Annotated in this window: 12 protein-coding genes; 9 read left to right on the top strand and 3 right to left on the bottom strand. The window is 69.3% G+C overall.

Annotated features, from left to right (window positions below):
• Nucleotides 1-74 precede the first annotated feature (74 nt).
• Entirely contained in the window at nt 75-980 is a 906-nt protein-coding gene (locus BOSE127_RS02255) for a hypothetical protein (RefSeq protein ID WP_017885480.1), read from the bottom strand.
• Nucleotides 981-1,186: 206 nt separating this feature from the next.
• Complete coding sequence (gene guaB, locus BOSE127_RS02250) at nt 1,187-2,689, bottom strand: IMP dehydrogenase (RefSeq protein ID WP_159556118.1); 1,503 nt, start codon at nt 2,687-2,689, stop codon at nt 1,187-1,189.
• 326 nt (nt 2,690-3,015) lie between these two features.
• On the opposite strand from guaB, the gene BOSE127_RS02245 reads away from it, so the two are divergent.
• The 7 genes from BOSE127_RS02245 (at nt 3,016) to BOSE127_RS02215 (ending at nt 10,766) form a co-directional block, all read left to right on the top strand.
• The gene (locus BOSE127_RS02245; RefSeq protein ID WP_017885478.1) at nt 3,016-4,326 is read left to right on the top strand and encodes a branched-chain amino acid ABC transporter permease; all 1,311 of its coding nucleotides are present in this window, start codon (nt 3,016-3,018) and stop codon (nt 4,324-4,326) included.
• Nucleotides 4,327-4,338: 12 nt separating this feature from the next.
• Nucleotides 4,339-5,325: a branched-chain amino acid ABC transporter permease gene (locus BOSE127_RS02240; RefSeq protein WP_159556117.1), complete on the top strand. Its 987-nt coding sequence runs from the start codon at nt 4,339-4,341 to the stop codon at nt 5,323-5,325.
• Complete coding sequence (locus BOSE127_RS02235; RefSeq protein WP_017885476.1) at nt 5,318-6,220, top strand: ABC transporter ATP-binding protein; 903 nt, start codon at nt 5,318-5,320, stop codon at nt 6,218-6,220. The genes BOSE127_RS02240 and BOSE127_RS02235 overlap by 8 nt, the downstream gene beginning before the upstream one ends.
• Nucleotides 6,217-7,023 (top strand): ABC transporter ATP-binding protein, encoded by an 807-nt coding sequence (locus BOSE127_RS02230; RefSeq protein ID WP_017885475.1) that lies wholly within the window; start codon nt 6,217-6,219, stop codon nt 7,021-7,023. Before BOSE127_RS02235 ends, BOSE127_RS02230 begins: the two co-directional genes overlap by 4 nt.
• Nucleotides 7,024-7,409: 386 nt before the next feature.
• The gene (locus BOSE127_RS02225; protein WP_139179596.1) at nt 7,410-7,601 is read left to right on the top strand and encodes a hypothetical protein; all 192 of its coding nucleotides are present in this window, start codon (nt 7,410-7,412) and stop codon (nt 7,599-7,601) included.
• A 97-nt stretch (nt 7,602-7,698) separates the two neighbouring features.
• Nucleotides 7,699-8,817: a GuaB3 family IMP dehydrogenase-related protein gene (locus BOSE127_RS02220; RefSeq protein WP_159556116.1), complete on the top strand. Its 1,119-nt coding sequence runs from the start codon at nt 7,699-7,701 to the stop codon at nt 8,815-8,817.
• 62 nt (nt 8,818-8,879) lie between these two features.
• Complete coding sequence (locus BOSE127_RS02215; protein ID WP_159556115.1) at nt 8,880-10,766, top strand: glycerol-3-phosphate dehydrogenase/oxidase; 1,887 nt, start codon at nt 8,880-8,882, stop codon at nt 10,764-10,766.
• A gap of 217 nt (nt 10,767-10,983) precedes the next feature.
• Here BOSE127_RS02215 and BOSE127_RS02210 read toward each other — a convergent pair whose 3' ends face one another.
• Nucleotides 10,984-11,487 (bottom strand): hypothetical protein, encoded by a 504-nt coding sequence (locus BOSE127_RS02210; protein ID WP_159556114.1) that lies wholly within the window; start codon nt 11,485-11,487, stop codon nt 10,984-10,986.
• A gap of 75 nt (nt 11,488-11,562) precedes the next feature.
• Between BOSE127_RS02210 and BOSE127_RS02205 the strand changes: the two genes are divergently transcribed.
• Together BOSE127_RS02205 and BOSE127_RS02200 are read left to right on the top strand one after the other, a co-directional pair.
• Complete coding sequence (locus tag BOSE127_RS02205) at nt 11,563-12,093, top strand: cation:proton antiporter regulatory subunit (RefSeq protein WP_017885470.1); 531 nt, start codon at nt 11,563-11,565, stop codon at nt 12,091-12,093.
• A 3-nt stretch (nt 12,094-12,096) separates the two neighbouring features.
• Complete coding sequence (locus BOSE127_RS02200) at nt 12,097-13,548, top strand: cation:proton antiporter (RefSeq protein WP_159556113.1); 1,452 nt, start codon at nt 12,097-12,099, stop codon at nt 13,546-13,548.
• The last annotated feature ends 5 nt before the right edge of the window (nt 13,549-13,553 follow it).

The following is a 13,553-nucleotide window of genomic DNA, read 5'->3' as shown; positions in this document are numbered from 1 at the left end:
ATTCGGCGGCGTCTCGGGGACTCGGCGGCGCCCAACCCACACGACGGCGTCTCGCGCTGCCCGCCAGCCGCTGCTCACGAGCCCGGCTGGCGACGTGCGCCGATCGGTGCTGCGCGGAACAAGGGGAGCCCGGCAGCCGACAGCACCGCAGCCAGCGCTCGTGCATCCGCAGCTTCCCGCATCGTCCACCGCGCGAACCCGCGCACCTCGGGATCCCGTCGGAGCGCGTCCTCACGGTTCTTCTCGTCCCACAGCGCTCGAGGGTCGTCGTACTTCAAGCGACCGTCGAACTCACCGATCACGCCGGCGTCGGGCCACCAGAAGTCCGTCCTGAACCTGCCGAGCGGTGTCTCGAACTCGCGCTGCAGCTCCGGAGCAGGACCCCCGAGGTCACGGGCGGTGACGCGGCTGATCGACTCGCCGGGCGATTCGGCACGGGCATCGGCGAAGTCGATCGCGGCGGCAGCCTGTCGGCATCCGCGCAGGCGCCCAGGTGGTCCGAGCGCGTCGAGTGCGGCGACGAGCCCTTCGCGGCTGACCAGGGCAGACCGGAGCACGTGGTCGAGCACGACGACGGCGTGGGTGAACGACTGCCGACGCGCGATGTCGAGCACGGTCCGGTCGAGCGAGGTCGTCGGGATCCCGTCGACCACGACGCGTTCGCCGTTCCGGATCCGCCCAGCGTGACGGACGACGCCTCGACCGGTGTGCGTCTTGTCGAGCCGGACGTCGATCACGTGCAGCCGCCAGTCGGTCGCGTCGAAGTCAGGCAAGCCCCAGAGCGCCGCGGCCGAGGTCCCCGAGACGACGCACTCGGACTGCAGGGACCCGTACCGTGCGCGGACGAACAGGCGCCGGCGTTCCAGGGGTGAGAGCGCCTCCCACTCCGGACGTTCGACGGCGGCGCCGTGGAACAGGCGTACCGGTTCGTGCAGGGCCGACGGGACACGGACCAGTGCTGTCCGGGCGAGCGCGTTCATCCCCGCAGCATGGAACGCGACCACGGCGCGAGGCGACTCGCACGACGGACCGGTGGAGAGCCTCCAGGCCGTTGCCGCCTGTGGAGGAGTCGCAAGACGCCGTCGTCTCCGAACCACGCCCGGAAAGCGTTGAGACGCCGCCGGATTCGGCGGCGTCTCAACGACACGACGGCGTCTTGCGGACCAGAACCGGCCCGGCCCGCGGGCTAGCTGCGGTAGTTCGGCGCCTCGACGACCATCTGGACGTCGTGCGGGTGGGACTCCTTGAGCCCCGCCGCCGTGATGCGGACGAACTTGCCACGGGCCTTCAGCTCGGGGATCGTGCGACCGCCGACGTAGAACATCGACTGCCGCAGCCCACCGGTCAGCTGGTAGACGACGTTGCCGACCGAGCCGCGGTAGGGCACCTGGCCCTCGATGCCCTCGGGGATGAGCTTGTCGTCGTTCGGCACGTCCGCCTGGAAGTAGCGGTCCTTCGAGTACGAGGTCTTCTTGCCGCGGGTCTGCAGGGCCCCGAGGGACCCCATGCCGCGGTAGGCCTTGAACTGCTTGCCGCCCACGAACACCAGGTCACCGGGGGACTCGTCGGTGCCGGCCAGCAGTGAGCCGAGCATGACGGTGTCGGCACCGGCGACCAGGGCCTTCGCGATGTCGCCCGAGTACTGCAGGCCACCGTCGGCGATGATCGGCACGCCGGCTTCACGTGCGGCGAGGGAGGCCTCGTACACGGCCGTCACCTGCGGCACGCCCACACCGGCGACGACGCGCGTGGTGCAGATCGAGCCCGGGCCGACACCGACCTTGACGGCGTCGACACCGGCGTCGATGAGCGCCTGGGCGCCCGCGCGGGTGGCGACGTTGCCGCCGATGACGTCGATCGCGTCGAACGTCGGGTCGGCCTTGAGGCGGCGGACCATGTCGAGCACGCCTTCGCTCTCACCGTTGGCGGTGTCGACGACGAGCATGTCGACGCCGGCGTCACGCAGGGCCTCGGCGCGCTGCCAGGCGTCGCCGAAGAAGCCGATCGCCGCACCGACGCGGAGCCGGCCCTCGTCGTCCTTGGTGGCGTCCGGGTACTGCTCGCTCTTGTCGAAGTCCTTGACGGTGATGAGGCCGCGGAGCTTGCCCTCGGCGTCGACCAGCGGCAGCTTCTCGATCTTGTGCTGGGCGAAGATGGCGATCGCCTCTTCGGGGTCGATGCCCTCGAGCGCGGTGATCAGCGGCGCCTTCGTCATGACGTCGCGCACGTACGTGGTGGCCTGCTCGAACGTGGCCACGAAGCGCATGTCGCGGTTCGTGATGATGCCGACGAGGGTGCCGTCCTGCTCGACGACCGGCAGGCCGGAGACACGGAACTGGCCGCAGAGCGCGTCGACCTCGGCCACGGTGGCGTCCGGGGTGGTGGTCACCGGGTTGGTGATCATGCCCGACTCGGAGCGCTTGACCTTGTCGACGTAGGCAGCCTGGTCCTCGATGGACAGGTTGCGGTGCAGGATCCCGATGCCGCCCTGGCGCGCCATGGCGATCGCCATGCGGGCTTCGGTGACGGTGTCCATCGCAGCAGAGAGCAGCGGGACGTTGACGGAGATCCGCTTGGTGAGCCGGGACGCGGTGGACGCCTCGCTCGGGATGACGTCGGTGTGCCCGGGCAGGAGCATGACGTCGTCGTACGTGAGTCCGATGAATCCGAACGGATCCGGCTGGTCCATGGGTCCCCTTCGTGGGCGAGTGAAGTGTCGAGACACCGGGAACACGACGACGGGTTCCGGATAGGACATGGTAACGCGAGCGGCTGTCGCCGCATTCCGCCTGGAGGCACGGATCGCGCCCGCCTCGGAGCATTCCTCCACAACGTCACAGTTCGGGTACGAATCACACAGGGAACGTGTTGGAAACACGGGTGTCACAAAATCCCCATAGGTTCCTCGTCATCCGAACGAGAGGCTCTTCCGTGGGATCCATCACTCCTCCGGGACGGGCGCAGCCGCGCCTGTTCCGCCTCCGCCAGACACGACGACGACCGGTCCTCGCGGCCGTGCTCGTGGCCGCGTTCCTGGCGACCTTCCTGATCGACTGGGCGGTCACCCTGCCGGCCTTCAGTGCCACGTCGGCTCCGGCCACCAGCCAGGCGTGCACCGTCAGCCCCGACAACGGGTGCATCCAGGGCACGATCACCGACTCCGAGCGTGATCCGGCCGAGGGCGTCGACGTCGACGTGACCGGCCCGAGCGGCTTCGACCAGACGGCTACGACCAACGCCGACGGCCGCTGGTCCGTCAAGGTCGAGACCGCTGGCGAGTACACGGTGAGCGTCGACCAGGGCACCCTGCCGAAGGGGCAGTACCTGACCAACGCCGCGGACGCCGAGCGGAAGGTGCAGGCGACGCTGAACGCCAACGTCGGGCAGATCTTCCAGCTGTCCGACCAGAAGGGCGCGACGACCTCGTCCGACTCGTCGGGTGTGAGCATGCAGCGGGCCTGGCAGCAGTTCGCATCCGGGCTCCGGCTCGGCCTGCTGATCGCGCTGGCGTCCATCGGGCTCTCGCTCATCTACGGCACGACGGGGTTGTCGAGCTTCTCGCACGGTGAGCAGGTCACCCTCGGCGGTCTGCTGGCGTACGTCTTCGCCAACCAGCTCGGCTGGAACATCTGGGTCACCGGCATCGTCGTCACGCTGTTGTGCGCCGCGACCGGGTACCTGCAGGACGCCGCGATCTGGCGCCCGCTCCGGCGCCGACGCATCAGCCTGACGCAGCTCATGATCGTGACGATCGGGCTGTCGATCGCCGCCCAGTACGCGTTCCAGTACTTCTTCGGCGCCTCGACGGTCCGCATCCAGCAGGGCAACCCGGAGACCGTGCGGTTCGCCGGCGTGACCCTGACGGTGCAGTCCTACGTCGCCATGGGGATCGCGCTCGTGGTCCTCGTCGCCACCGGGCTCTTCCTGGCGAAGACGCGCTTCGGTCGGGCCACCCGCGCCGTGTCGGACAACCCGGCGCTCGCCGCGGCCTCCGGCATCGACGTCGACCGGGTGATCCGCTTCGTGTGGACGCTCGCCGCCGGTCTGGCTGGCCTGTCCGGCGTGATGCTCGGGCTCGTCCTGAACGGCGTGAACTGGCAGACGGGGCTCCAGCTGCTCCTGCTCATGTTCGCCTCGGTCACGCTCGGCGGCCTCGGTACCGCGTACGGCGCCCTGGTCGGCTCGATGATCATCGGCGTCGTCGTGGAGCTCACGAACCTGGTGCTCCCCGGTGACTTCAAGTACGCCACCGCCCTCGTCATCCTCATCCTCATCCTGCTGTTCCGGCCGCAGGGCATCTTCGGCCGCGCCGAGCGGATCGGCTAAGGGAGCACGCGCATGGACTACATCCTCAACCTGCTGTCCTCGCTCACCCAGGAGGCACTCGCCCCGACCACGGCGGCGTTCGCGCTGGCCGCGATCGGCCTGAACGTGCACTTCGGGCTCACCGGGCTCGTGAACATGGGCCAGGCGGCGTTCCTGCTGCTCGGGGCCTACGGCTTCGCGATCTCGATCACCAACGGACTGCCGTTCGTGATGGCGGTGCTCATCGCCCTGCTCGTCTCGATCGTGTTCGCGATCATCCTCGGCGTCCCGACCCTGCGGTTGCGCGGCGACTACCTGGCGATCGTCACGATCTCCGGCGCCGAGATCATCCGCATGGTGGGCCGCTCGAGCCTGCTCACCTCGACCACGGGCGGCTCGAACGGCATCACCGGGTCGAGCTACCGCGACCCGTTCACCGCCCTCAGCCCACTGCCCGACGGCACCACCACGATCCTGTGGTTCACGTACGCCAACAACGGCGTCAACGGCTGGTGGATCCGCATCGCGGCGTGGGCCTTGGTCGCCCTGTTCACCCTGGTGCTCTTCCTGCTCATGCGCAGCCCGTGGGGCCGCGTGGTGAAGGCCATCCGCGAGGACGAGGACGCCGTCCGCTCGCTCGGCAAGAACGTCTACTCGTACAAGATGCAGGCGCTCGTGTTCGGTGGGGCGCTCGGTGCGATCGCGGGCATCATCTACGTCCTGCCGAGTTCCGTGCAACCGGACGCCATGGGCCGCTCGATGACGTTCTTCATCTGGACGGCGCTCATCCTCGGCGGCGCGGCGACGGTGTTCGGGCCGGTGCTCGGAGCCGTGCTCTTCTTCGTCGTCCGGCTCTTCATCCGCACGCTGGCCGGCGACTTCATCCCCGACTCGATCATGAACGCACAGCAGGCCGAGCAGTTCTCGTACGTGCTCGTCGGCGTCGCGCTCATGCTGCTCATCGTGTTCCGTCCACAGGGGTTGCTCGGCAACAAGAAGGAGCTGACGTTCAGTGTCTGAGACCTACGGCCACCCCAAGGCCGACCCGATCCTCACCGTCGACGACGTCACCCGCCGCTTCGGGGGCATGACCGCCGTGGACGTCGACCACCTCGAGGTCCAGCGCGGCTCCATCACGGCCCTGATCGGCCCGAACGGCGCCGGCAAGACCACGTTCTTCAACCTGCTCACCGGGTTCGACAAGCCGAGCCCCGGTGCGAAGACGCAGTTCAACGGCGCCACGTTGCAGAAGACGAGCGCGACGCACATCGCGAACAAGGGCATGGTGCGCACCTTCCAGCTGACCAAGGCCCTGTCGCGGCTCACCGTGATGCAGAACATGCTGCTCGGCGCGCGCGACCAGCCCGGCGAGAACTTCTTCGCCGCCCTGGTCAAGCCGGTGTGGGCGAAGCGGGAGCGCGAGATCACGGCCAAGGCCGAGGACCTGCTCGCCCGGTTCAAGCTCGACACCAAGGCCGACGACTACGCGGGCTCGCTGTCCGGCGGGCAGCGGAAGCTGCTCGAGATGGCCCGGGCGCTGATGTCCGACCCGACGATGATCATGCTCGACGAGCCGATGGCCGGCGTGAACCCCGCGCTCACCCAGTCGCTCCTCGGGCACATCCAGTCCCTGCGCGACGACGGCATGACCGTGCTGTTCGTCGAGCACGACATGCACATGGTCCGGCACATCTCGGACTGGGTGGTCGTGATGGCCGAGGGCAAGGTCGTCGCCGAGGGCCCGGCGGACACGGTGATGGACGACCAGGCCGTGATCGACGCCTACCTCGGTGCGCACCACGACACCGACCTGGGTGACGACTCGCTCCTCACCGAGGAGACCTTCGAGGAACTGGCAGAGGAAGTCGCGGAAGAAGACGCGGCGGACGCAGCAGCAGAGGAGACGACCCGATGACGGACCAGGCGGACCCCACGAACGCGAGCAGTGCCTCCAGTCCGTCCCCGGCGGCCACGCTGGAACGCGAGCCGGTGCTCAGCGCGAAGAACCTCGTCGCCGGCTACCTGCCGGGCGTGAACATCCTGAACGGCTGCGACCTGGACTGCTACCCGGGCGAGCTCATCGGCATCATCGGGCCGAACGGGGCGGGCAAGTCGACGCTCCTCAAGGCGCTGTTCGGGCTCGTGTCGATCCGCGAAGGCTCGGTGACCCTGCAGGGTGACGACATCACGAACCTCAAGGCGAACAAGCTCGTGCAGGCCGGTGTCGGCTTCGTGCCGCAGACGAACAACGTGTTCCCGTCGCTGTCGATCGAGGAGAACCTGCAGATGGGGCTGTACCTGCGGCCCCGGAAGTTCACCGAGCGGCTCGAGGTCATCTACGACCTGTTCCCGGTGCTCGCCCAGCGGCGGAACCAGCGGGCCGGATCGCTGTCGGGCGGTGAGCGACAGTCCGTCGCGATGGCCCGGGCGCTGATGATGGACCCGAAGGTGCTGCTGCTCGACGAGCCGAGCGCCGGACTGTCCCCCGTGCGTCAGGACGAGACGTTCCTGCGGACCCGCCGGATCAACAAGGCCGGTGTGTCGATCATCATGGTGGAGCAGAACGCGCGACGCTGTCTGCAGATCTGCGATCGTGGGTACGTGCTCGACCAGGGGAAGAACGCGTACTCGGGCACCGGGAAGGAACTCGCTGACGATCCCAAGGTCATCGAGCTCTACCTGGGGACGCTCGCCAAGGACGTCGACGCACAGCGCTAGCGCTGTCGTCGGCTACGGGTACCGCTGTGGGGGTGGTATCCGTGACGGGTGGGGCCGTGCGTGGTCGCTTCGCGCCGCACGGCCCCGCTCCTGTACCCGGCCCGGAGGCGCGGCTCGCGTCTGGTCGCGTCCGATCGCGTCTGGTCGGGTGACTGTGGTCGCGTCTGGTCGGGTGACTGTGGTCGCATGACGCCGTCGTGTTCCGTCGACGCCGCGGTCCCGTCGAGACGCCTCGGAATCCAGCGGCGTCTCGTCGGGATGGCGGCGTCCTGCGCTGACGACGGCGTCTTCCGTTGACGACGGCGTCTTCCGTTGACGACGGCGTCGCCCGTCGCACCCGGCCAGGAGGCGCTGCTCGCCCCGCGCGGGTCGGTATCGTTCCGCACGTGCAGAGACTGTCGGTGAGCGCGATGGACGCCCTGGTGTGGGTGGTCTTCATCGCGCTGTTCGTCGGTGCGGCGCTGCTCGTCAAGGTCGCGGCGGTGCTCCTCGTCGTCCTCGTGGTGCTCGCGCTCCTGCTCGGCTTCGTGCTGCGGGTGCTCCGCAAACGCCGACGAGCCCCGCGCCGCCCGCGCTGACGGCTCCGCCGTGACGGCTGCACGGTGCGAGAGGTTGCCCGTCGTCCGCACCGTCCGGCCCGTGCACGCCGCAGAGCCCGCCCGGTAGGCTGTCCTGGTGAGCGAAGTCGAGATCGGTGCAGGCAAGCGCGGACGTCGGGCGTACGCGTTCGACGACATCGCGGTGGTCCCCTCCAGGCGGACGCGTGACCCGCGCGACGTCAGCGTGCAGTGGTCGATCGACGCGTTCACGTTCGAGTCGCCGATCCTGTCGGCACCGATGGACTCCGTGTCCTCGCCCGCGACGGTCATCCAGATGGGCAACCTCGGCATCCTGGGCGTGCTCGACCTCGAAGGCCTGTGGACCCGCTACGAGGACCCGACCCCGTACTACGACGAGATCAAGTCGCTCACCGACGGCAACGTCACGAAGCGCATGCAGGAGATCTACTCCGAGCCGATCAAGGCCGAGCTGATCACCGCCCGCCTGGCCGAGATCCGCGCAGCCGGGGTGCCGGTCGCCGGTTCGCTCAGCCCGCAGTGCACCCAGGAGTTCTCGAAGACGGTCGTCGACGCCGGTGTCGACCTGTTCGTCATCCGCGGCACCACGGTCTCGGCGGAGCACGTCTCCCAGACCGAGGAACCCCTCAACCTCAAGAAGTTCATCTACGAGCTGGACGTCCCGGTGATCGTGGGCGGCGCCTCGACCTACACGTCGGCGCTGCACCTCATGCGCACCGGTGCCGCCGGTGTGCTCGTCGGCTTCGGTGGCGGCGCAGCGTCGACCACCCGTGCCGCACTCGGCATCCACGCCCCGATGGCCACCGCCGTCGCGGACGTCGCAGGTGCCCGTCGCGACTACCTCGACGAGTCGGGCGGCCGCTACGTGCACGTCATCGCCGACGGCGGGCTCGACACCGCGGGCGACATCGTCAAGGCCATCGCCGTCGGCGCCGACGCCGTCATGCTCGGCACCGCGCTGGCCCGTGCGACCGAGGCCCCGGGTGGCGGCTACCACTGGGGTGCCGAGGCGCACCACCCCGAGCTGCCGCGTGGCCGCCGGGTCGAGGTGGGCACTATCGCCCCGCTCGAGAACGTCCTGAACGGCCCGACGCCGACCCACGACGGCCGCGCCAACCTGGTCGGTGCCCTGCGCCGCTCGATGGCGACGACCGGATACTCCGACGCCAAGGAGTTCCAGCGAGTAGAAGTGGTCGTGGCGCCGTACCACCAGTGACGGTGGCACCCGGACACTGCTCCGGGTGACGCCTCGGCGCCGACCGTGACCCGGAGGCGACGATGGCGAAGTCCAGCACGACGAAGCAGACCAGCACGGCCGGACGTCCGCGTGACGTCGCGCCCGGCGTGGGGTTCGACCCCACGGCGAAGCTCGGACCGGACGAACGTGCGGCCGCGATCGAGACGCTGAAGACCAAGGAACTCGACGTCCTGGTCGTCGGCGGCGGCATCGTCGGTGCGGGCAGTGCGCTCGACGCCGTGACCCGCGGCCTGAGCGTCGGCATCGTCGAGGCCCGTGACTGGGGCTCGGGGACGTCGAGCCGTTCGTCGAAGCTCGTGCACGGCGGCATCCGGTACCTCGAGCAGCTCAACTTCGCACTCGTCCGCGAAGCCCTCATCGAACGCGGGCTGCTGCTGCAGCGCATCGCCCCGCACCTGGTGAAGCCCGTGCGCTTCCTCTACCCGCTCAACCACCGGGTCTGGGAGCGCTTCTACATCGGCATCGGCATGGCGATGTACGACGTGTTCAGCTGGTCCGGCGGCCGTCCGCCCGGTGTCCCGCACCACCGGCACCTCAACCGGAAGCAGGTGCTCAGGAACATGCCCGGGCTCAAGAAGGACGCCTTCGTCGGCGGCATGACGTACTACGACGCCCAGGTCGACGACGCGCGCTACGTCGCGTCGCTCGTGCGCACCGCGGCCTCGTACGGTGCCGAGGCTGCGAGCCGCGTCCGCATCGAGGGGTTCATCAAGGTCGGAGAGCGCGTGGTCGGCGCGCAGGCCCACGACATCCAGACCGGTGAGCGGTTCGAGATCCGCGCGAAGCAGGTCGTCAACGCCACCGGTGTCTGGACCGACGACACCCAGGCGATGATCGGCACCCGCGGGCAGTTCAAGGTGCGGGCGTCGAAGGGCGTGCACCTCGTCATCCCGCGCGACCGGTTCCCGTCGAACACGGGCATGATCCTGCGCACCGAGAAGAGCGTCCTGTTCGTCATCCCGTGGGGCCGGCACTGGCTGGTCGGCACGACCGACACCGACTGGTACCTCGACAAGGCGCACCCGGCGGCGACCGCGGCGGACATCGACTACATCCTCGAGCACGTCAACAAGGTGCTCGCCGTCCCGCTGACCCGCGAGGACGTCGAGGGCGTCTACGCCGGCCTCCGCCCGCTGCTGGCGGGGGAGTCCGACCAGACGTCGAAGCTCAGCCGCGAACACGTCGTCGCGCACACCGTGCCCGGGCTCGTCGTCGTCGCCGGCGGCAAGTGGACGACGTACCGCGTGATGGGCAAGGACGCGATCGACGAGGCCGTCGCTGCCATGGACGGCAGGATCCCGGAGTCGACGACCGAGGACATCCCGCTCCTCGGCGCGGAGGGCTACCCGGCCGCGTGGAACCGACGCGCCCGCACCGCACGGAGCTGCAACGTGCACAAGGTCCGGATCGAGCACCTGCTCAACCGGTACGGCACCCTCGCGACCGAGGTGCTGCAGCTCGTCGAGCAGGACCCCGCGCTGGCCGAACCCCTACCCGGGGCCGACGACTACATCGGCGCCGAGGTCGTGTACGCCGCCTCGCACGAGGGCGCCCTGCACCTGGAGGACGTCCTTGCCCGCCGCACCCGCATCTCCATCGAGGCCTGGGACCGCGGCGAGTCAGCGGCGCCCGTCGCCGCGAAGCTCATGGCGGACGTGCTCGGGTGGGACCAGGAGACGACCGAGCACGAGGTCGCGAACTACCTGAAGCGCGTCGCCGCAGAACGGGAGTCGCAGCTGCAGCCCGACGACGAGAGCGCGGACCGCGTGCGGCTCGAGGCCCCGGACATCGCGTTCGGCTTCGACGAGGACGACGTGGTCGTGGGTGGCGGCCGTTCGGACGGCGCGGAGGGCGCGAAGGCGTCCGACGAGCAGGTCATCGGCGAGAAGACGAGCGAGCCGGAGTGAGGAGGCCCGCAGACGCCGTCGTGTCACCGAGACGCCGGCGTCTGCGGGTTGCGTAAGACGCCGTCGTCTCGGGTCGACGCCGTCTGGTCGCCGAGACGCCGCCGAACATGGCGGCGTCTCGCGGTGGACGAGGCGTCTCGACGAGACGACGGCGTCTTGCGGAGTCCACCCGCGCCTCCAGGACGGACGACCGGACTGGAGGCCCGTGGTGCGTCCGTCAGACGGCTCGCGCCCGCAGGGCCGCGCGGCGCACGTGCACCGCCTGGCCGACCACGAGCGCCACCGGGATCCCGATCAGCGCGACGAGGCTCGTCACGTACAGGGCGCCCGACCAGATCGTGTGGGCACCGCCGCCGACCCCGTAGGCATCTGCGACGTCCATCTGCAGGGCGAACGCCGCCACGAACGACATCGGCGTCCCCATCACGACGACCGCGAGCAGCACCGCCGCGATGACGTGCGCCCTCGCCCGGGTGATGAGCAGCAGCACCGACAGTCCCGCGGCGAACAGGACGCCGACGACGGCGATCCCCACGACGGTCGCGATGTCCGCCCCGACCGAGAACCCCTGCTCCGAGAGCTCGGCGTGGATCTCGGCCAGGCTCGCACCGGGGACCGCGGCGAGCGGGTCCAGCACCAGTGCGTTCAGCGCCAGCAGTGCCGCGTACAGCGCGACGACCAGCACCCCGACGACGGCCACGACGATCCGTGTTCTCCCCATCCACAGAACAGTAGTGCGCGGAATGCGCGGGGTCACCGGGTGGTTATCATCGGGGTACTCGAAGAGGGAGCCATCATGGTCGACGTCCATCGCGTCAAACTCCCCGGAGTCGGCGTGCTGCACAGCTTCTACACCGACGACGGTGGCAAGTGCGGTGTCATCACGCACCGGTCGGGGCACTCCGACCTCATCTCGTTCGCCGACGTCTCCGACGGCGCGGACAAGTCCGAGAAGGTCTCGCTCCGTCTCAGCGAAGACGAAGCGCACACCCTCGCCGAACTGCTCGGCGGCACCCGGATCACCGAGGGCCTCGACAAGCTCGACGAGATCCCCGGGCTGTCCATCGACTGGTTCTCGGTGGACTACGACGACGCCATCGCGGGCAAGCCCCTCGGTGACCTGCACGACTCGGGCTTCATCGGCCTGACCGTCGTCGCCGTGGTCCGTGGCGACAGCGCCAACCCGGCGCCCTCGTCCGACTTCGTCGTCTTCCCCGGTGACACCATCGTCGTCGCCGGATCCCCCGAGAAGGTCGCCAAGGCGTTCTCCTTCTACCGCAGCGGAGAGCTTGCGGCCGCCTCGGCCGAGGCCCCGCGGAAGAGCTAGCGCATGCACCTGGGTGGTGAGCTGCTCACCATCGGTGTGCTCTTCGTCATCGCCTACGTCCTGGGCCGACTCGGCAAGACCATCGGTCTGCCAGCCATCCCGATCTACATGGTGGTCGGGCTCGTCGCGAGCCCGAACACGCCGTGGTTCGGGCTGAGCGTCGAGTCCCACACGATCGAACTCATCGCGACGTTCGGGCTCATCCTGCTGCTGTTCAACCTCGGGCTCGAGTTCGACCAAGAGGAGTTCTACGGCAACGCCGGCAAGCTCCTGGTGTCGGGCGGCACCTACGTCGTCATCAACATGGGCGTGGGGTTCGCCTTCGGGTTCTCGCTCGGCTGGGGCACCCGTGAAGCCCTGATCATCGCGGGCATGACGGCGACGTCGTCGAGCGCCATCGTGACGAAGCTCCTCATCGAACTCCGCCGTCTGGCGAACGACGAGACCCCGATGATCCTCGGCGTCACCGTCATCGAGGACGTCTTCATCGCCGTGTACCTGGCGATCGTCTCCGTCGTGCTGTCCGGCGACACCAACCTCTGGGCCGTCGTCGGCAAGCTGGCCCTGGCGTTCGGGTTCCTGATCGTGATGTTCACGCTCGCGCGCTTCGCGGGCAAGTGGGTCTCGAAGATCTTCGCCACGCGCGACGACGAGCTGTTCACCGTGCTGTTCTTCGGACTCGCGGTCATGTTCGGCGGCATCGGCGACCTGCTCGGTGTGACCGACGCCATCGGCGCCTTCGTCATCGGCCTGCTCTGCGGAGCGACCCGGTACCGCGACCGCATCGAACAGCTCGCCCTGCCGATGCGCGACGTCTTCGCGGCGTTCTTCTTCGTGAACTTCGGGCTCGGTCTCGACCTGTCGACCTTCGGCGAGGTGCTCTGGCCCGTCCTCGGCGCCATCGGGATGACCATCGTGCTCAACGCGGTCGCCGGCCAGATCGTCGCGCGGATGAACGGCTTCAACGTCCAGCAGGGCATCAACACCGCCGTCATCCTGGTGAACCGCGGCGAGTTCGCGCTGATCCTCGCGACGCTGTCGGCTGCCGCCGGGCTGGAGGCGCGGATCACCGCCTTCGCGGGCCTCTACGTCCTCTGCATGGCGGTCCTCGGGCCGCTGCTCGCGGTGAACTCGGACCGGATCGGCCGCCTCGTGGTGCGCCCGGGCCGGCTCATCCGCCTGCGCGGACGCCTGGGCGGCCGACGTGCCGTCGCCGCGGCAGCCGCCGCCGAGAGCGCCGAAGCAGCCGAGGCCGAGGCGGACGCCACCGCCGTGGCACGGAAGGCCGAGCGGGATCGCCAGTTCGCCGAGGAGTTCGCCCTCGTGGAGGCCGCTGGCAGGGACGAGCGAGACAATGAGGGGCCCGAGCCGACGTCCGCACCCGTGACGTCGCCGGTCGAGATCCCCGCCGAGCGCCCCCAACGCCCGGTCCGACAGCGCGATCCGGAGTACTGATACAG

The sequence above is a fragment of the Curtobacterium sp. 8I-2 genome, from assembly GCF_902506155.1.
Taxonomy (GTDB): domain Bacteria; phylum Actinomycetota; class Actinomycetes; order Actinomycetales; family Microbacteriaceae; genus Curtobacterium; species Curtobacterium poinsettiae.
Note: the sequence above shows the minus strand (reverse complement) of the source record. Positions and strands in the feature narration are given on the sequence as shown.